The 18,363-nt window shown below is 42.2% G+C and carries 15 protein-coding genes and 1 pseudogene; 4 read left to right on the top strand and 12 right to left on the bottom strand.

Going from position 1 to position 18,363, the window contains the following annotated elements; translation table 11 throughout:
• Positions 1-262: 262 nt before the first annotated feature.
• The 10 genes from SJY38_RS09160 to leuS form a co-directional block, all read right to left on the bottom strand.
• Positions 263-1,423 (bottom strand): serine hydrolase, encoded by a 1,161-nt coding sequence (locus tag SJY38_RS09160; protein ID WP_004585914.1) that lies wholly within the window; start codon positions 1,421-1,423, stop codon positions 263-265.
• A gap of 311 nt (positions 1,424-1,734) precedes the next feature.
• Complete coding sequence (locus tag SJY38_RS09155) at positions 1,735-2,499, bottom strand: septal ring lytic transglycosylase RlpA family protein (RefSeq protein WP_054982217.1); 765 nt, start codon at positions 2,497-2,499, stop codon at positions 1,735-1,737.
• The gene (gene rodA / locus SJY38_RS09150) at positions 2,499-3,605 is read right to left on the bottom strand and encodes a rod shape-determining protein RodA (RefSeq protein WP_054982218.1); all 1,107 of its coding nucleotides are present in this window, start codon (positions 3,603-3,605) and stop codon (positions 2,499-2,501) included. Before rodA ends, SJY38_RS09155 begins: the two co-directional genes overlap by 1 nt.
• Positions 3,602-5,482, bottom strand: a complete 1,881-nt coding sequence (gene mrdA / locus SJY38_RS09145) for a penicillin-binding protein 2 (protein ID WP_004585917.1) — start codon at positions 5,480-5,482, stop codon at positions 3,602-3,604. Before mrdA ends, rodA begins: the two co-directional genes overlap by 4 nt.
• Positions 5,483-5,491: 9 nt before the next feature.
• The gene (gene rlmH / locus SJY38_RS09140; RefSeq protein ID WP_004585918.1) at positions 5,492-5,962 is read right to left on the bottom strand and encodes a 23S rRNA (pseudouridine(1915)-N(3))-methyltransferase RlmH; all 471 of its coding nucleotides are present in this window, start codon (positions 5,960-5,962) and stop codon (positions 5,492-5,494) included.
• Between the two features lie 36 nt (positions 5,963-5,998).
• Complete coding sequence (rsfS, locus tag SJY38_RS09135) at positions 5,999-6,316, bottom strand: ribosome silencing factor (RefSeq protein ID WP_024033760.1); 318 nt, start codon at positions 6,314-6,316, stop codon at positions 5,999-6,001.
• A gap of 54 nt (positions 6,317-6,370) precedes the next feature.
• On the bottom strand, positions 6,371-7,006 hold the full coding sequence (gene nadD, locus SJY38_RS09130; protein WP_286740581.1) for a nicotinate-nucleotide adenylyltransferase: 636 nt from the start codon (positions 7,004-7,006) through the stop codon (positions 6,371-6,373).
• Between the two features lie 11 nt (positions 7,007-7,017).
• Positions 7,018-8,055, bottom strand: a complete 1,038-nt coding sequence (holA, locus tag SJY38_RS09125) for a DNA polymerase III subunit delta (RefSeq protein WP_286740583.1) — start codon at positions 8,053-8,055, stop codon at positions 7,018-7,020.
• Positions 8,055-8,546 carry an LPS assembly lipoprotein LptE gene (gene lptE, locus SJY38_RS09120; protein WP_024033758.1) on the bottom strand — a complete coding sequence of 164 codons (492 nt, stop codon included), beginning with the start codon at positions 8,544-8,546 and terminating at the stop codon, positions 8,055-8,057. Before lptE ends, holA begins: the two co-directional genes overlap by 1 nt.
• Positions 8,547-11,135, bottom strand: a complete 2,589-nt coding sequence (leuS, locus tag SJY38_RS09115) for a leucine--tRNA ligase (protein ID WP_029772179.1) — start codon at positions 11,133-11,135, stop codon at positions 8,547-8,549.
• 174 nt (positions 11,136-11,309) lie between these two features.
• Between leuS and SJY38_RS09110 the strand changes: the two genes are divergently transcribed.
• The 3 genes from SJY38_RS09110 to SJY38_RS09100 all read left to right on the top strand — a co-directional run bounded on the left by SJY38_RS09110 (position 11,310) and on the right by SJY38_RS09100 (position 14,746).
• A complete protein-coding gene (locus tag SJY38_RS09110; RefSeq protein ID WP_121637210.1) occupies positions 11,310-11,768 on the top strand; it encodes a hypothetical protein in 459 nt (152 codons plus the stop codon).
• Positions 11,769-11,845: 77 nt separating this feature from the next.
• Positions 11,846-14,269, top strand: coding sequence for a Lon protease family protein (locus SJY38_RS09105; protein ID WP_240452951.1), 2,424 nt, complete (start codon positions 11,846-11,848; stop codon positions 14,267-14,269).
• Positions 14,270-14,746 carry an FKBP-type peptidyl-prolyl cis-trans isomerase gene (locus SJY38_RS09100; RefSeq protein WP_377109646.1) on the top strand — a complete coding sequence of 159 codons (477 nt, stop codon included), beginning with the start codon at positions 14,270-14,272 and terminating at the stop codon, positions 14,744-14,746.
• A gap of 139 nt (positions 14,747-14,885) precedes the next feature.
• Here SJY38_RS09100 and SJY38_RS09095 read toward each other — a convergent pair whose 3' ends face one another.
• Positions 14,886-15,338: a DUF302 domain-containing protein gene (locus tag SJY38_RS09095; protein ID WP_377109645.1), complete on the bottom strand. Its 453-nt coding sequence runs from the start codon at positions 15,336-15,338 to the stop codon at positions 14,886-14,888.
• Positions 15,339-15,790: 452 nt separating this feature from the next.
• Between SJY38_RS09095 and SJY38_RS09090 the strand changes: the two genes are divergently transcribed.
• Positions 15,791-17,926 carry a TonB-dependent siderophore receptor gene (locus SJY38_RS09090; protein WP_286740591.1) on the top strand — a complete coding sequence of 712 codons (2,136 nt, stop codon included), beginning with the start codon at positions 15,791-15,793 and terminating at the stop codon, positions 17,924-17,926.
• Positions 17,927-17,955: 29 nt separating this feature from the next.
• On the opposite strand, the pseudogene SJY38_RS09085 reads toward SJY38_RS09090, so the two are convergent.
• Positions 17,956-18,315, bottom strand: a pseudogene (locus SJY38_RS09085) (mechanosensitive ion channel family protein); the annotation flags it as partial.
• Between the last annotated feature and the right edge of the window lie 48 nt (positions 18,316-18,363).

Here is an 18,363-nt window from a genome sequence, read left to right as displayed (position 1 = left end):
CTAAACGTGTTGCTACCTGCGTTAAAAATGCTCATTTAGAACAACTAAATAGCGATTTATTAGCCAAGTTATCAACACGTTTTTCCAGCCTCAAAATAGATTACTTAATTAACCGAATTGGTATAACGCTAAGCGTGACTGGCAGGTTTAGGGTGATCCTGCTTATATGGGGCGCATTCTAGCATTTTTCAAGCAAAAAAAAACGCCTCATAACAGAGGCGCTTCGTTTAACAACCCAACGACTGTCGGGTTATTTTTACGTTTACATAATTTGTAAACGTAAGTAGTCGTAAATTTTGCTAAAGAAGCTGCCTTCTTCCACTTCTTCAAGTGTTACTAGTGGGTATTGTGCAATGTCTTCGCCCTCTAGTTGTAAGAATAACGTACCTACTTTAGTGCCTTTCGCTAATGGTGCTTCAAGTGTGTTGTCTAGCTCAAAGTTAGCTTTAAGGTTTTTATGTTGACCACGTGGAATGGTAATTGGGGTATCTTCTAAAATACCTAACGATACATTTTCTTTATTACCCATCCAAATACGTTGTTCTGCAAAGCTGTCGCCTGCTTTGTAAGGTGTAATTGTTTCAAAAAAGCGAAATCCGTAGTTAAGTAGTTTTTTGCTTTCTACTTTACGTGCGCGCTCGCTTGATGTGCCCATAACAACCGCAATTAAACGCATGTCGTTTTTAGTCGCAGACGTTACTAAGCTGTAACCTGCTTCTGATGTGTGACCCGTTTTAATGCCATCAACATCTAGGCTTTCATCCCATAACAAAGAGTTACGGTTATATTGTTTAATGCCGTTGTAAGTAAACGATTTTTGCTTATAAAGTGCGTACTCATCAGGTACATCACGAATAAGTGCAGCACCTAGCGTCGCCATATCACGTGGGGTAGTGTAATGCTCGTCTGTATCTAAACCGTGGCTATTAATAAAATGGCTGTTGCTCATGCCTAATTTAGCGGCATGGGCATTCATTAAATCAGCAAATGCGCTTTCGCTACCTGCAATGTGCTCAGCCATGGCTACACATGCATCATTACCTGATTGAATAATAATACCATGGTTAAGCTCATCAACACTTATTTGCTTGCCTACTTCAATAAACATTTTTGACGATTCAGGGAAGTTTTTTGCCCAGGCTTTTTCGCTCACTGTAACCATATCGGTTGGTGCAATGTTACCGGCGTTAATTTCTGTACCAATTACATAACTGGTCATCATTTTAGTTAAGCTTGCAGGGGCTAGCTTTGTATCAGCTTCACCTTCAGCAATAACTTTACCTGTTGTAAAGTCTACTAAAAAATAACCTTTTGCATTAATTTGAGGTGGAGCCGGAATAATTTGGGCGCTGGCTGAAAATACGGCGGCTGTGCAAACTAAGCCGCATACACCTTTGAGGATTTTATGTTTAATTGATTTCATCATACTCATTAATGGTTAAAGTTAAAAATTCGCGTTAGTCCATCTTATACCCAAACTACCCCGAGATGCGAGCGTCGTTGGAATTAAAAACAACTTAGACAAGGTATTGATTGTCAATAATAGTCACTCTATTGTTCAAATCAATAACGCAGTATAAATCGTTTTTAAACCACGCTTCAGGGCGTTTCACTGAGGCTGATTTTCTGTGTTGTTATTTTTTAAAAGGGATTGCCATTTAAAAAATAACACCTAGATTTTAAGCCCCAATACAACGCTATATCCTACATTTTGGCGTGGTTTAGGTATTTGTCTTACTGAGTGTAAAGCAAGAACGCGTTTTGAAATTGGTTTTGTTTTAATTTTTTTAATACGTCTTGTGCATGCTGGGCATCTTTAATCGGGCCCAAATGCAAACGATATATGTTGTCTGCTTTTACTATATTAGTAGGTACTTGATACTGCAGGCGTAATGTAGAAGCTAATGCTTCAATATTGCTAAGCGTACTACCCGCAGCTACCTGTATATATGTTTTACGTGCAGGAATGCTGTCGAGCGTAATCGCCTCTAGCTTAACCTTGGCTGTACCGTGAGTGTAATAGCCTAATTTATAAGCAGCAGCATACGAAAGATCTATTATTCTGTCATCATGAAACGGCCCACGGTCGTTTACACGTACAATTACCGATTTATTGTTGGCAGTATTAGTAACGCGTACAAAGCTTGGCAGGGGTAAGGTTTTATGGGCCGCGCTCATGGCAAACATATCGTAAATTTCACCGTTTGAGGTATGGTAGCCATGAAACTTACGGCCGTACCACGAAGCGATCCCTTCTTCTGTATACCCTTTTTCATCAAGCATTGGCGTATAACGTTTGCCTAATACCTCGTAGGGGCGACTTGCACTGGCACTTTTTTTAACATCCACCACAACGGCATCTTGCATCTCAAGTGCGGTTGGCGCGCGTAAAGGTGCGGCATCGTGCTCCATATGATAACGACTATTAGAGCCGCTACTACATGCGCTTAACATAAATATTAAGGCTGAAATAAATAACAGCTGGGTAGGCTTATTCATTATTTTAAAAGCATCCTTTTATCTGTCGCAATTGACATAATAATGCCAAATCCGGCCATTAACGTCACCATAGAGGTGCCGCCATAACTAATAAGGGGTAAAGGTACACCTACAACAGGCAACAAGCCCGATACCATACCTATATTTACAAAAATATAAACAAAAAAGGTGAGGGTAAGGGCGCCGGCCAATAATTTACCAAACGCATCTTGCGCGTTTACCGCAATGTATAAACCACGGCCGATAATAAATAAGTACAGGCTTAATAAAACACATACACCAAATAAGCCAAACTCTTCACTTAATACCGAAAATATAAAGTCGGTATGGCGCTCTGGTAAAAATTCGAGTTGTGATTGCGTGCCTTGCAACCAGCCTTTACCTTCTATTCCACCTGAGCCGATGGCTATTTTGGATTGAATAATATGATACCCCGAGCCAAGCGGATCGCTCTCTGGGTCTAAAAACGTTAATACGCGCTGCTTTTGGTAGTCGTGCATACCGTAGTGCCAAAATGGCCATGCTGCCAGTGCGACAATCGAGCTTAAAAAGCCAATTAAACGCCAGCTTAAACCCGATAAAAACAACACAAATATTCCTGAGCTGGCAATCAAAATTGAGGTGCCTAAGTCGGGCTGTTCTTTAATTAATAAGGTAGGCAGCATCACGATGACAAAGCCAATAATTAGGTGTAATGGACGTGGCGGAAGTTGGTTACGGCCAATATACCAAGCCACCATCATAGGGACCGCCAGCTTCATCAGTTCTGAGGGCTGAAAGCGAGTAATGCCTAAATTTAACCAGCGCTGAGCGCCCTTTGAGCTCACGCCAAAGAGCAATACGCCCACCAACATGAGTAACCCAACACAGTAAAGGGGGATCACTAAGCGTTTAAGAGTCGCGGGGGAGAACTGTGCAAGCACTATCATGCCTATAATAGCGCCGCCCATACGGGTGATATGGCGGATCATCATGGCCGAGTCTTGGCCGCTTGCGCTATATACTATGGTGATACTGCCTGCCATCATAAGTAATAAGGCAATTAGTAACGGTAAGTCTAAATGCATGCGCATCCATATCGAGCGCTGGGTGTTTAATACGGTCATTGCGCTGTATTCCTAGCAACTTCTATTGGGTTTGCTGCAAAATAGTAATCCATTAGCTCACGTGCAATAGGTGCCCCCACAGAGCTGCCGCCACCGGTGTTTTCTACCACAATTGAAACCACAATTTTAGGGTCGTCATACGGAGCAAATCCAATATAAATCGCGTTATCGCGTTGGCGCTCCTTTAGTGATTTTGCATCGTAACGCTCACCTTGGGCAATACTCACTACTTGCGCTGTGCCTGTTTTACCCGCAGGATCATAATTAGCGCCTTTAAATGCACGGTGTGCCGTTCCTGTTACTTTTTTTACGGTATTGTGCATGGCATCGAGCGCGATACGCCAGTTATCAGGGTTATTAAGTACCACCGGCGGTTTTTCTTCGTTATTAATTTGCGTCACTTGGTCTTCTTTTTTAGCCACTTGTGCTAAATGCGGCGGGTGGTTTATGCCTTTATTAACCAATATGTTAGTCGCGTTAGCAATTTGAATAGGGGTGGCAGTCCAATACCCTTGGCCAATCCCCACTGAAATAGTATCGCCACGCCACCACGACTCTTTAAAGCGGCCTTCTTTCCACTCTTTTGAGGGCAGTATGGCTGTGGTTTCTTCGTGTATGTCTATTCCCGATAAGTCACCAAAGCCAAAGCGGGCCATAAAATTACTAATTTTTGTTATGCCTAAGCGATATGCCGCATCGTAAAAGTAAGTATCGCACGACTCTTCAATCGCTTTGTAAACATCTACGTGGCCGTGGCCCCAACGTTTCCAATCGCGCCATTTATGTTCAACATTCGGTATTTGAAAAAATCCAGGATCCCACACCGAGGTGCTTTCACTGACAATGTTTTCTTCAAGTGCCAGTATGGCCATATGCGGTTTTACTGTGGAAGCCGGCGCATAGCGCCCTTGAGTGGCACGGTTAATTAGAGGGCGGTCGGGGTTTAGCAGTGCTTTATAATCTTTACTGCTAATACCATGGACAAATAAATTAGGGTCATAACTTGGGTTTGAATAAAGTGCTAATACGCCGCCATCTTTGGCATCCATTACTACAACCGCGCCGCGCATATCTTTAAGTGCATGCTGAGCTATTTGCTGTAAACCTATATCTAAGGTAAGTACTAAATCACTGCCTGGCTGTGGGGGGGTCATACTTAATGTGCGAATAACACGGCCGCGGTTATTTACTTCAACGCGTTGAGAGCCGACTTGGCCATGCAAAAGCTGCTCGTAATATTTTTCTATGCCAAGTTTACCAATATCGTGCGTAGCGCGGTAATTTGTGGCTTGGTCTTCTTGTTCTAACTTATTAAGTTCTTTGCGGTTTAGTTTGGCAACGTAGCCTAATGCATGGGTTAGCGTATCGCCATATGGGTAAAAGCGTGCAAGGCGCGCCTCAATGCTAAAGCCAGGAAATTTATGCTGATTAACCGCAAATTGAGCCACTTCGGTTTCATCTAAGCGGGCTTTTAGTACTTGCGACTTAAAACGACGCGTATGCTTTATGTCATCAATAAAGTCTTTTTTTTGCTGCTCGGTAATCGTAATTATTTTGCTAACTTGCTCAAGCGATTTAGCTAAATCGTCGACCTCTTCAGGAATAACCTCGAGGTTATAAACGGGTTTGTTTTCAGCAAGCAGTACACCGTTGCGGTCGTAAATGAGGCCACGGTTTGGCGCAATAGGAATGACTTTAATACGGTTATCGTTAGAGCGGGTTTGATAGTCTGTGTGTTCTTCTACCTGAATGGTATAAAGATTAGAAAGCAAAATTGCCACTAAGCCTAAAACAAAAATAAAACCCACAAATGCGCGCCGTGCAAATAAGTTTGCCTCAGCGGAATGGTCGCGTATTGTGGGTCTTTGCTTAATCATAACAAGGCGTTACTCGCGATGATAAGGATGGTTGTTATTTAAGCTCCAGCCTCGGTATAGGCTTTCGGCAACAATAATACGCACTAAAGGGTGCGGTAACGTTAAGTTAGATAACGACCATTTTTGCTCAGAGGCGGCAATGCACTCAGGGGCTAACCCTTCAGGGCCGCCAATAAGCAAACTAACGTCGCGGCCATCGAGCTGCCACTTTTCCATATTTTTAGCAAGCTGGTGAGTATCAAGTGGTTTACCTGTTACCTCTAGGGTAACAATGCGATTGCCTTTTGGAATAGCGGCTAAGGTTTTTTCACCTTCGGTGTGTAAAATGCGTTTAATATCGGCATTTTTACCGCGTTTACCGGCCGGAATTTCTATTAACTCAAGCGCCATATCTTTAGGAAAACGGCGTTGGTACTCTGCAAATCCGGTCTCTACCCACGCTGGCATTTTTGTGCCAACGGCAATCATTTGTATTTTCACGTATTACTTCCAAGCTCAATTAAAAAATAGTGGCGCTTAGCCCCACAGTTTTTCTAGATCGTAATAGCTACGTGCGTGATCTTGCATCACGTGTACAACTACATCACCTAAATCTACCAGTACCCATTCGCCTTCGTCTTGACCTTCGTAACCTAAAGGTTCTTCGCCAGCGTGGCGAGCTTCTTTTGCTACGTTATCGGCAATTGATTGCACATGACGCTTAGAAGTACCCGAACACACAACCATGTAATCGGTAATGTCTGAGCTGTCACGTACGTCTAGTTGTACCACGTCGCGTGCTTTCATATCGTCAATTTTGTCTAGTGCAAAGGCAAGTAGTTGTTTCGAATCCAAGGTATTGTCTCAATTTTAAATTTAATAGCGTGCATTTTAACATGCTAGGGGGTTTTAATCATCACTTTGATAAAGCTGGTGTTGCTTAATGTAGTGACTGACAGGTTCGGGTAATAGTTCATTATTTTTATTGGTTTTTTTTAATTGCTCTCGAATAGTGCTTGAGGCAGCATCAAGGGTTTCACCAGGTAAAAAATAAAGCTTACCAAAGTTGTTTGTGGCAAGTTGCTGTGGCGCTTCAGTGTGGGCATTACTGATATAGCTTTTAAGCGCCTTATTTGGGTTACATGTTTGGCCCGGGCGATGATAAACCACTATATGGCATAGCTGTGTAATTGCTTGCCATTCATACCATTTGTCGAGGTTATTAAACGAGTCCATGCCCATTAAAAAAAGAATTGGCGTATCTGGGTGCTCAGCTCTTAGCTCTTGTAAACTCAACAATGAGTAAGAAGGCCCAGTACGATTAAGCTCTCTTAAATCAAGTGCAAAATGAGGGTAAGGGGCAATAGCGGCATTGAGCATATTAATACGGTGCGCTGTACTTATACCCGGCGCAGCTTTGTGCGCGGGCAGGGCACAGGGCATAAAGTACAACGTGGATAAGTTAAATGTATTTACACACTGTGAGGCCATATTTAGGTGGCCTAAATGCACGGGGTCGAAGGTGCCGCCAAAAATTGCAATCATGTTAAAAATCTTTAGTTAAGTGCGTGGCAAGGCATTGGAATATCAAGCGGCTGGCAAAACTTAATACAAATATGGGCAAGCGCTTGGTAAGGCGTAATTAAGTTACCTTGTTTGTAGCTTGAATCAAACAGTGCAAGCTCACTGCTTATTTGCTCAAGTGTATTAATATTTAAGCGGTTAATTGCATTTCGCACTGGGCCTTGCTGGTTTTTCCAAATACCATTTTTTTTAAATAACTGTGCGATAGGCTCGCCATTTAAAAGCCCTTGCTGAATAGTGAGCAAACTGGTGAGTTCTTTATTTATAGCCCATAAAATACTCACCACTTCGGTGTTATCGCTGGCCAGTTTATTAAGTACTTTAATTGCTTGCTTGGCGTGGCCATTTAATAGGGCATCACTTAAATCAAAAATATCAAACTTGGCTTGATTTAATAGCCCTTGCATCACAAGTTGCTGGGTTATTAAGGCATTACCATGCAGTAGCGAGAGCTTTTCGAGCTCCTGAAAACACGCTAACAAATTACCTTCGGTAGCGTTAATTAAGCTCAGCTTTGCTTCGTTTTGCATATTTAGAGAAAGGCGCGCTACTTGTTCATCTAACCAGCGTTTTAAATGATTCCCTGCAAGCGGGTAGCACGGTACAAATACACCGTGTTTATCGAGCGCTTTAAACCAGGCGCCACGTTGTACGTCTTGGCTGGCTTTAGCCCCTTTTACAATTAAAATGGTATCAGGGTTAATTAACTCGACTATTTTTTTAAAGGTATTACTTCCTGGGGTGCCAGGTTTTTGTTGGTTTAAATCAAGCTCAATTATAGTGCGCGCACTAAACAAAGACATGCTTTGATATTGAGCTATAATTTCTTGCCAATCAAACCCTTGCATTAGGGTAAATTTAATTACCTCATCAAAGCCTTGGGCTTTTGCTGTGTCGCGTATTTGCTGCACACATTGCGCTTCTTGAAACGGTTCTTCACCAAACACTAAATAAAAGGGTTTCAAACCTTTATTTAATTCACTCGGTAACTGATTAGCATAACAGCGCATTATAGTTGCGACAGCTCTCTAACAATACGACCACTGGCTTGCTTACGAATTTCGCTAATAAGCAGCTCAAGCTCTTTTGCTTTTGCAAGTGCGTGATCGGGGTCGTCTTGGTAGTTACGATAAAGCTCAAAGCGTTTTTCTATGGCTTTTTCGCCTGGGCGTTTAACAACATAGCTTACCCCGTAGGCAAGCTCGTATTCAGCCACCTGACCATTTTGAAACAACGATAAGGTTTGGCGCTCAATACTTTCTTTGCGTAAGTAAAGCTGGGCAACATTTTTAGCCGAAGGCGTCAGTTCTACGTTACTGGCTTTTAGCTCTTTTTTAAGGTTTAAAAATAACGATGATTTTTCATCATCACCTTTAAGTGTAAGCGTTTTAAGGTTATCGGGCAGGCTAGAGGCTTTCTTTAAATGAAAGCCACAGCTAGATAACACAAAACACATTAGCACTAAGGCTAATGTGTTTTTAAGGGTGTTAAAGCTAACCATTTAGTTAGCTACCACGTTAAGTAGTTTACCCGGTACGTAAATAATTTTACGAATGGTTGCGCCATCAGTAAATTTAGTTACGTTAGACTCTGCAAACGCAAGTGCCTCTACCTGCTCTTGTGTTGCATCGGCGGCTACAGTTAGCTTAGCGCGTAGTTTGCCGTTTACTTGTACGATGATTAATTTTTCATCTTCAACAAGGGCAGACTCGTCTACTTTAGGCCATGCTGCATCTAAAATGTCACCCTCTTTACCAAGCTCTTGCCATAACTGGTGCGATAAATGCGGCGTAATTGGCGCAAGCATAATAAGTAGGGCTTCTAATGCTTCGTTAGCAATAGCAACATCTTGCGTATCGTTTAACGGCGCTTTTAATAACTTATTAGAGAGCTCCATAATGGCAGCAATTGCAGTGTTAAACGTTTGACGACGCTCAATATCATCGCTCACTTTTGCAATGGCTTTGTGTAGCTCACGACGCAGTACTTTTTGTGGGTTACTAAGCGCTGATTTATCAAGTGCTTGGTAGCCAACTGTTTTCACATCTACTGCGTATTTCCAAATACGTTTTAAGAAGCGGTGCGCGCCTTCTACGCCTGAGTCTGACCATTCAAGCGTTTGCTCTGGTGGTGCGGTAAACATCATAAATAAACGCACAGTATCTGCACCGTATTGGGCAATTACTTCTTGTGGGTCTATACCGTTGTTTTTAGACTTAGACATTTTGCTCATGCCCGATGAGAACACAGGTTCACCATCTTCTTTGTGCCATGCTTTAGTTACGCGGCCTTTTTCGTCAGTTTCGGTATTTACATCGCTTGGCGAAATCCATACGTCACCGCCTTTTTCATCTTTACGGTAGAACGTTTCGGCAAGTACCATGCCCTGACAAAGTAAGCGATCGAATGGCTCGTCTGAATTTACTAAACCAAAATCACGTAATAACTTATGGAAAAAACGCGAATACAATAAGTGTAAAATAGCGTGCTCAATACCACCTATGTATTGGTTTACTGGTAACCAATAGTTAGCTGCTGCTGGGTCTAGCATGCCTTCATCGTGACGCGGGCTACAGTAACGTGCGTAGTACCAAGACGACTCCATAAAGGTGTCAAAGGTATCTGTTTCATGTGTTGCTGGTACGCCGTTTACCGTTGCTTTTGCCCATTCTGGGTCTGCTTTGATTGGCGAAGTAACGCCATTCATAACTACATCTTCTGGTAAACGTACTGGCAGCATTTCTTCGGTGGCGGCTAATTCGTTACCGTTTTCGTCGCTCAGCATTGGGATTGGTGAACCCCAGTAACGCTGGCGGCTAACACCCCAGTCACGTAAGCGGAAGTTAACTTTACGCTCACCCACACCCAGTGCTTCTAGTTTGTCGGCAATAGCGTTAAATGCGCCTTCAAAATCAAGGCCATCAAATTCGCCAGAATTAACTAACACGCCTTTTTCAGTGAATGCTTCTTCTTTTAAATTTACTTCAAGCTCTGAGCCTTCAACCGGTGCAATTACTTGTTTTATGTCTAGGCCGTATGCTGTGGCAAATTCATAGTCGCGTTGGTCGTGTGCAGGTACTGCCATCACCGCACCTGAGCCGTAATGCATTAATACAAAGTTAGCAACCCAAATTGGAACTTGCTCGCCCGTTAATGGGTGAGTCGCGTAAAAGCCTGTTGCAATGCCTTTTTTCTCCATAGTGGCCATGTCTGCTTCGGCAACTTTGGTGTTTTTGCATTCTTCAACAAACATTGCAATTGCATCGCTGTTTTTAGCGGCTTCTTGCGCAATAGGGTGGCCACCGGCAACGGCTAGGTAAGTTACACCCATAAATGTATCTGGACGTGTAGTGTATACGCTAAACTTTTCGTTGTTGTCGGTACGCGTAAACTCAATGTCTAACCCTTCAGAGCGACCAATCCAGTTACGCTGCATGGTTTTAACTTGCTCAGGCCAGTCTTCTAACTTGTCTAAGTCATCTAAAAGCTCTTGTGCGTAGTCAGTAATTTTAATAAACCACTGTGGAATTTCTTTTTGCTCAACCACTGCACCAGAGCGCCATCCGCGGCCATCTATAACTTGCTCGTTAGCAAGTACAGTTTGATCAACTGGATCCCAGTTAACCGTTGACATTTTTTTGTACACTAAGCCTTTTTCGTACAGCTTAGTGAAAAACCATTGTTCCCATTTGTAGTATTCTGGGTGACACGTGGCTATTTCACGATCCCAGTCGTAACCAAAGCCTAATTGCTTAAGTTGGTTACGCATGTAATCAATGTTTTCGTACGTCCACTTAGCTGGCGCTGTTTTGTTTTTGATAGCGGCGTTTTCTGCAGGTAAACCAAACGCATCCCAACCCATTGGCTGCATTACGTTTTTGCCTTGCAGGCGCTGGAAACGAGAAACAACATCACCAATGGTGTAATTACGCACATGACCCATATGCAGTCGGCCACTTGGATATGGGAACATAGAAAGACAGTAATACTTTTCTTTGCTCTCATCTTCGGTGACTTTAAATACCTGGTTTTCTTCCCAGTAACTTTGGACTTTTGACTCTATGTCTTGCGGGTTATATTGCTCTTGCATCTATGATTCCAGACTTCTTGCAAACTAATAAAAAATTGCCGATAGGATACCCCAAATAAAAGCCTAATCACAGCGTATAAGCACGGTTTTGTTAAAATCTCACTTTCAGTGCAGGTTAACCTATACTTATCTATGTTAAAGGCCAACACGCCCTTGATTTTGATGGAGTATAAAATGGCAGATTATAAAACATGGCTTAACGATTTAACTAATTGGCTAAAAGATGTAAAAGATCACGAAGTAAAAGATGCAATGACCCGATTTGTTGAATCTGAGCAAGCACTTAAAGACCTAGGCAAAGAAAAATACGGACTCTATAAAAGTTATTTGCAGCGCGACATAGAACACGTTCAAGAAAACGAATCGCACTATAATTCGCTTGCATGGCAAGAGCTTAAAGAGTCGTTATGGTATGAGCTTTCACACATAGAGGACAAAACCCAGCTTGAATGGCAGTCTCTTAGTCAAGATTTTAAGCACAATGGGATGTATCACGCAGGCGAATGGATAGCCATGGGCACATTAGTATGTAAGAATTGCACCCATAGTTTTGATATTTATCACGCTACACAAATTACACCGTGCATTGAATGTGATGGTATTTATTTTAGCCGTAAGGCATTACAACCCTAAATATATGTATTAAGTGGCTTGTAGGCCACTTAATACGCCCAAAGCCAGCGAGTATGTTGGTACAAAAAGAAGTTAGAATGACGAAAAAACTGCTGCCATTATCTGTTTCACAGCTCGCACCGAGCATTTCTACTAATCACGTTAGCACGTGTATGAGCAATCCATACCCAGAGCAACTTACCTTTATAGGCCAACAACGCGCCCAAAGTGCGCTCGACTTTTCACTTGGGATGGAGCTGCCAGGCTACAATGTATATGTAATGGGTGAGGCCGCGCATGGCCGATTTACACTCGTAAAAGACAAACTTAAACAGCACGCAAAAGATCGCCCCACACCTAATGAGTGGTTGTATGTTAATAATTACGACGACCACCGCGAGCCAATTGCGCTATTTATGCAAGCAGGGCAAAGCAAGCAATTAAGTGACGACATAGACTCATTTTTAGATGAGGTACTCGACACCTTTCCAGCAGCGTTTGATAACCCAGCTTATCAACGCAAAAAAAAGTCAATCGAGAGCGAATTTAACGACGCTTACGACAGCGCTATTACCGCAGTCGAAGAAATGGCGCTTGAGCAAAGCGTAGCGCTAATAGAAGAGAAAAACGCCGTAGGTTTTGCGCCTTTAGTTGAAGGCAGACAGTTAAGCGATAACGAATTTGCCGCCCTAGATGAAGAGCTTCGTGATGAGTTTTTTGAAAAAATAGAAAAACTAGAAGATGCCTTAATTGAAGCGCTGATTGAGCTGCCTCGCTGGAAACGCGAATCAAAAGAAAAACAGCGTAATCTAAAAAAGGCCACAGCCGAGCAAGCTACAAAGCCGCTACTAAAAGACTTAGAGCATAAATACGCTGCCCATATTGGAGTGCTGCGCTACTTAAAAGATATTCGTGTAGAAATAATTGATGCAGTACTTGAGTGGCTAGACGATGAAGATGAAAGCGAAGAAAGCAAAGAAGATTTTGACCGTAAAGGCATGCTTACCGACTTTTTTGCGCCTAACATTTTAGTTGAATTTAAAGAAGACGATGCCGCACCTGTGGTGTATGAGCCAAACCCAACCTTTGGCAATATATTTGGCAAAATTGAGTATTCAACATCGCAAGGCTCGCTTATAACCAGTTACCGCTCTATACAGCCTGGTGCATTGCACCGTGCAAATGGCGGTTACTTAATTATGGATGCCGAAAAAGTAATGGCCAACCCGCAAGTGTGGGATGGTTTAAAGCTTTCGCTTAAAACGCACCAAATTAAAAACGACCTACCGTATCAAGACAGCTCAGTAGGCAGCAGCTTTACACTGCGCCCGCAATTAATTCCTCTTGATGTAAAAATTATTTTATTAGGCTCGCGCGATTTGTATTACACCATAGGTGAGTACGATGAAGAATTTGCAGAGCTGTTTAGAGTACTTGCCGACTTTGATTACTATTTACCAAGTAGCGATAAGCTTCAGTACCAATTTATTACTAAAGTAAGTGAGTACTGCCAGCAAACGTTAAAGTGCACAACCACAGAGGCCGCCATGGTGCGGTTACTTAAATTTAGCTACCGCCAAGCAGAGCACCATAATAAATTATCGGCGCGCTTTGCCGATGTGCTTGAACTGGTGGCTGAGGCCAGCTTTTACGCCAAGCAAGATAAGCAAACACTGATTGATGCGCATCATATTGATGAAGCCATTGAAGGTAAGCAGTACCGCACCGGCCAAATAAGCGAAAACATGCTAAGCGATATAAAAGAAGGCCACACGCTTATTGCCACACAAGGCCAAGCCATTGGTAAAGTAAACGGCTTAACAGTGCTGCACATTGGCGATACGTCGTTTGGTACACCCGCGCGTATTACCGCCACCGTATACGCCGGCGCCGATGGTGTAATAGATGTTGAGCGTGAAGCCGAGCTAGGTAAAGCAATTCACTCAAAAGGTGTAATGCTACTTACCGGTTATTTAGGTAACAAATATGCCCAGCACTTTAGCTTAACGCTAAGTGCTAACATAGCCATAGAGCAAAGCTACGGTTATATAGATGGCGATAGCGCCTCACTTGCTGAGTTATGTGCGCTTATATCGGCTATTACCAGTTTGCCTATTAGCCAGTCTATTGCCCTTACAGGCTCTATTAACCAACACGGTGATGTGCAAGCTATTGGCGGCGTAAACGAAAAAATAGAAGGCTTTTTTAAGCTGTGTAAAATGCGCGGCTTAACAGGCGAGCAGGGCGTTATTATTCCAAAATCTAACCAAGTTAACTTAGTACTTGATGATGAAATACTTGAAGCGGTTGAGCGCGGTAAATTTAATATTTACGCAGTAGAAACTGTAGATCAAGCACTTAACTTATTAATGGATATTGATGCCGGCGATATTATTGACGGCGAATACCCAGAAGATTCTGTTAACGGTATTGCTTTAGCACGCTTAAAAGATATAGCCGACATAGTTAATGGCGATAGCGAAGAAGATAAAGAAGCCGGTGAAGATGAGGAAAAACACTAAATGATCAATATAATTTTAGCGGTGATCATCGCTATATTTTGTTTTTTAATTTTTCAAAATAGTAAAAAAGCAAAGCAACAAGCTGGCATTAATGCGCAAATTGAAGCCGACTACCTTGTCGCTAACGCAAAAGCAGAGGGCGTAATAGAAACCGCCTCAGGTTTACAGTACAAAGTGCTGCACAAAGGTGAAAGCGAAAATACACCTAACCCTACTAGTAAAGTAAACGTGCATTACCACGGCACGTTAATAGATGGCACCGTATTTGACAGCTCAGTAGAGCGTAAAACGCCAATAAGCTTTGGTTTAAATCAGGTTATTAAAGGCTGGACCGAAGGCTTACAACTTATGAGCCCAGGCGATAAATACATATTTTATGTACCGCACCAATTAGCCTACGGCGAAAAGCGAGTGGGCAGTATTCCACCTGCATCACTGCTTATTTTTGAAGTAGAGCTTTTGGCTATTGAGTCTTAATACACGCGTAAAAAAGTGTTATTAACTTTATAAAAAAACCCGTTAGCTAACGGGTTTTTTATTGCGTGTTTTTTTAAGTTATTTAATATTAATACCAATTCGCTTAATTAAGTATTATTGCGGTTTGGTATAACTTTAATTATTTGGCCACTGTTGCCATAGAAAGCTTATTAAGCACCACAGCTATTTTATTAAGTACTTCTTCGCAGCCTTTTATATTGTGGCGTTCTTGCAAATAAGTGGGGCTGTTGTAGGTAAGCCAAACTTGGCCATTGTTGTCTTGAGATATATGTACTTTTTGCGGTAAGTCTATCGCCACACTTTGCTGACACTGCATTAACGGTGTGCCTACCTTTGGATTACCAAAAATAATCACTTCACTTGGGGCCAATTCCATATCAACATTTTGAGCGTTTTTTTGATGATTTACCCGCGCAAAAATGGTTATCCCTTTGTTACTGGCTATTTTTTCAAAACGGTTAGCCGTTTCTTGAACAGAATAATTACTTTGAAAACGTACTAAGCTGTCATTCGCACTCGCCATGGCCGTGGCCGAGAGTAAAATAACCCCTAAAAATAGTCGGTTTAACATGGTTTGCTCCTCATAAAAAAGCTGATACCAATTCGCTTAATTAAGTGGTTTATTTTGATGCTAGAAAAACGTGTTGATAGCTAGGCAAAAAATTCGCTATTTAGTCGTTCTCGGTAATTGCTCCTGTATTGCGCTACCTTCTGCATCCATGCAGTCGTAAATGAGCATTTTTTAACGCAAGTAGCGACACGTTTAGCCCCACAAAATGATTAAGTATTAATGCGAATTGCTATTATAAAGCGTATGAAAAATACACACTATCTGAGTTCTTTATTTGGTTCAACACTGGGCAAAGGGAATATGTATAAAACGTGAGCAAAAAGTCTTTAAGTACCTATTTTAGTTGCGATTAATTCGAAAAATAAGGATGAATATGAAATTATTTGCATTGCATATAGTAATGATAGTCGTTATCATTCGCGGCGTTTTATACACCTCTTTTCAGGATCAACATGTTTAACCAAAAATACTTGGCGCTTAGTATTGCTGCGTCTTTTTCTGCTTTTTCTAATGTGGCATTTGCCGAGCAAAATAACGAAATTGAAACAATAGAAGTAACAGGTCGCGCTCAGCAGTTTTACCTAGAAACCGAAAGTAAAATTGGGACTAAAACGGATTTAGATCTTATTAAATTACCGCAATCTGCGCAGGTATTAACCGAGCAGCTTATTATTGACCAAGCCGCGCGCGATATCACCGATTTATACCGCTCAATAGCCGGGGTTAGTGAGTACAGTTATTCGGGCGTTACTTTTCGCGGATTTAGAGACGATGCCAATGTATTTTACGATGGCGTACGCGGCGACCCGTACTCGGGCTTTGGTGTACCGCAATTATTTAATGTTGCGCGTGTAGAAGTATTAAAAGGCCCAGCCTCTGCGTTATATGGTGGTGGTGAGCCAGGCGGTATGATCAACTATGTGACTAAAAAGCCAAGTTATACGCAAAGTAAAGAGCTAAAACTAACGCTTGGCAATTACAACACACATGGCGCCTCACTTGATATGACCGGCGGTTTAACCGACACCATGGCATACAGAGTAGGTGGTTATTACGAAGAGCAAGACAGCTTTCGTAATAATGCAGATTCAAAAAACAGTGAGTTTACCGCTGGTTTATTATTTGATTTAACCGATTCAACCACACTAACCACCACTATTGATTACATTAAGCAAGACTTAGGCGGTAACCGTTTACGTGGTGTACCGGTAGATGATAATGGCAACTTTTTAGTTGACCCTAGTTACAACGCAAATGAAGCATTTGACTACCAAGACATGGAAGCGTTAGTGCTGCAAGCCGAGCTAAAGCATTACTTTAATGATGATTTTTCTGTAAGTAGCACACTGCGTTACATGGATAACGAACGCGACCAAGCCTACCATGAGTCGCAAAGCTGGGTAGATGTAAACGGCGATGGTGAAGCAAACATTGATGACGAAACCATTAAACGCGAATACCGAAAGCAATACCGCGCCAACGAAGAAACAAGTTTAACCACTGACTTTGTTTATAGCTTTGAGCAAGGCCAATTAGCACACCAAGTATTATTTGGTGGCGACTACCACATAGTTGATACCGAGTACGATTACTTACGCGCCCGTTATGAAGCGGACGGCGTGGCTAACTTAAACATATTTGATTTAAATTACGGCGAAACCGACCCAAGTACTTATAACCTTACCGACATGAACCGCGATGGTGTTGAAACCGACCGTTTTGGCGTTTACGTACAAGATGTTGTAAGCATTAACGAGCAATGGACCGTGATTGCCGGCCTGCGTTACGACTATTTTAAAGAGCTAAATAAAGAAACCGGTTACAGTTACTCAGATAACGATGTAACACCGCGCGTGGCCGTTACATACCAACCTGTTGAAAATACCTCGTTATACATAAATTACTCAGAAAGCTTTAACCCAGCATCATCGGGTGACCAAGAAGATGTAGAAGGCGAGGGCAACTTAACCCCAGAAACCGGTAAACAAACCGAAATTGGTATGAAAAACCAATGGCTAGATGGCAAAATTATGAGCACCTTTGCTATTTACCAAATTAATAAAGAAAACGTAGTAATGAGTAACCCAGACGACACGGGCGCGGGTGACGGCATTGCAGCACTTTTAAATATTGGTGAGGTAGAAAGCCGCGGATTTGAAACAACGCTGGTGGGCGATTTAACCGAGCACTGGACGCTAACAGCTAACTACGCCTACAACGATACACTAGTTGTTGAAGGTGTAACCGGCGATACTATTTCAAGCACCTACGGTGATGGCTCTCGCTTTGCTAATGCGCCGCGCCACCAAGCAGGTTTATGGTCGCGTTTTGCGCTTGATAGCATCGACTCGTCTATAGCATTTGGCGCAAATTACGTAAGCGAGCAAATAAGCCAAGATGGCCAAAAAGTTAAACCCTTTACTGTATTTGATATGAGCTGGACTACGCGCTTTGACGATGTGTTATTAAGCGTAAATATTAATAATATATTTGATAAAGAATACGCAGTAAGTGGCTTTAGTGAGCGTAACGGTCACTTCCCAGGCAGCCCACGAGAAATAGTAGGCCAAGTAACCTATAAATTTTAAAGCAATTTAAGCGCGAGCCTATCTCGCGCTTAATTTTTATCGCTATTAAAATTAGCGGCTTCTTGCGCTGTGTTAATAGCTGTAATAGGGAAGGGGATCACAATACCTTCTTGGTTATAGCGTTTATGTAGCGCTTTAATAAAAGCAGATTTAACCCAAAACCGATTAAAGTACTCTTTTGCGCGCAGCATTACGGTAAAGTTAATGCTTGAGTTATCAAAGGTGTGATACACCACAAAGGTATTGTAATCATCAACCCCCCACTCATGGTCAATTAGTACTTGGCGAGCAACTTCAAGCGTTACTTGCTCTACAAATTCTAGGTCTGAGCTGTAGTGAACGCTTACATCAACAGGTACACTCAGTTCTTTTTCGGGGTAAAAGTAATTAGGGCGTGTTGAACTTTGCGGATTGAAATTTGTTCAATCTAGGGGCGA

Source organism: Pseudoalteromonas sp. R86517 (assembly GCF_042466295.1).
Taxonomy (GTDB): Bacteria; Pseudomonadota; Gammaproteobacteria; order Enterobacterales; family Alteromonadaceae; genus Pseudoalteromonas; species Pseudoalteromonas atlantica.
The sequence above is the reverse complement of the archived record's forward strand: the minus strand, read 5'-3'. Positions and strand labels throughout refer to the sequence as shown.

Bases quoted from the DNA above. Each gene is read 5' to 3' on its own strand.
- SJY38_RS09160 (WP_004585914.1), bottom strand. From the start codon at position 1,423: ATGAAATCAATTAAACATAAAATCCTCAAAGGTGTATGCGGCTTAGTT.
- SJY38_RS09155 (WP_054982217.1), bottom strand. From the start codon at position 2,499: ATGAATAAGCCTACCCAGCTGTTATTTATTTCAGCCTTAATATTTATG.
- rodA (WP_054982218.1), bottom strand. From the start codon at position 3,605: ATGACCGTATTAAACACCCAGCGCTCGATATGGATGCGCATGCATTTA.
- mrdA (WP_004585917.1), bottom strand. From the start codon at position 5,482: ATGATTAAGCAAAGACCCACAATACGCGACCATTCCGCTGAGGCAAAC.
- nadD (WP_286740581.1), bottom strand. From the start codon at position 7,006: ATGATTGCAATTTTTGGCGGCACCTTCGACCCCGTGCATTTAGGCCAC.
- holA (WP_286740583.1), bottom strand. From the start codon at position 8,055: ATGCGCTGTTATGCTAATCAGTTACCGAGTGAATTAAATAAAGGTTTG.
- lptE (WP_024033758.1), bottom strand. From the start codon at position 8,546: ATGGTTAGCTTTAACACCCTTAAAAACACATTAGCCTTAGTGCTAATG.
- leuS (WP_029772179.1), bottom strand. From the start codon at position 11,135: ATGCAAGAGCAATATAACCCGCAAGACATAGAGTCAAAAGTCCAAAGT.
- SJY38_RS09110 (WP_121637210.1), top strand. From the start codon at position 11,310: ATGGCAGATTATAAAACATGGCTTAACGATTTAACTAATTGGCTAAAA.
- SJY38_RS09105 (WP_240452951.1), top strand. From the start codon at position 11,846: ATGACGAAAAAACTGCTGCCATTATCTGTTTCACAGCTCGCACCGAGC.
- SJY38_RS09100 (WP_377109646.1), top strand. From the start codon at position 14,270: ATGATCAATATAATTTTAGCGGTGATCATCGCTATATTTTGTTTTTTA.
- SJY38_RS09095 (WP_377109645.1), bottom strand. From the start codon at position 15,338: ATGTTAAACCGACTATTTTTAGGGGTTATTTTACTCTCGGCCACGGCC.
- SJY38_RS09090 (WP_286740591.1), top strand. From the start codon at position 15,791: ATGTTTAACCAAAAATACTTGGCGCTTAGTATTGCTGCGTCTTTTTCT.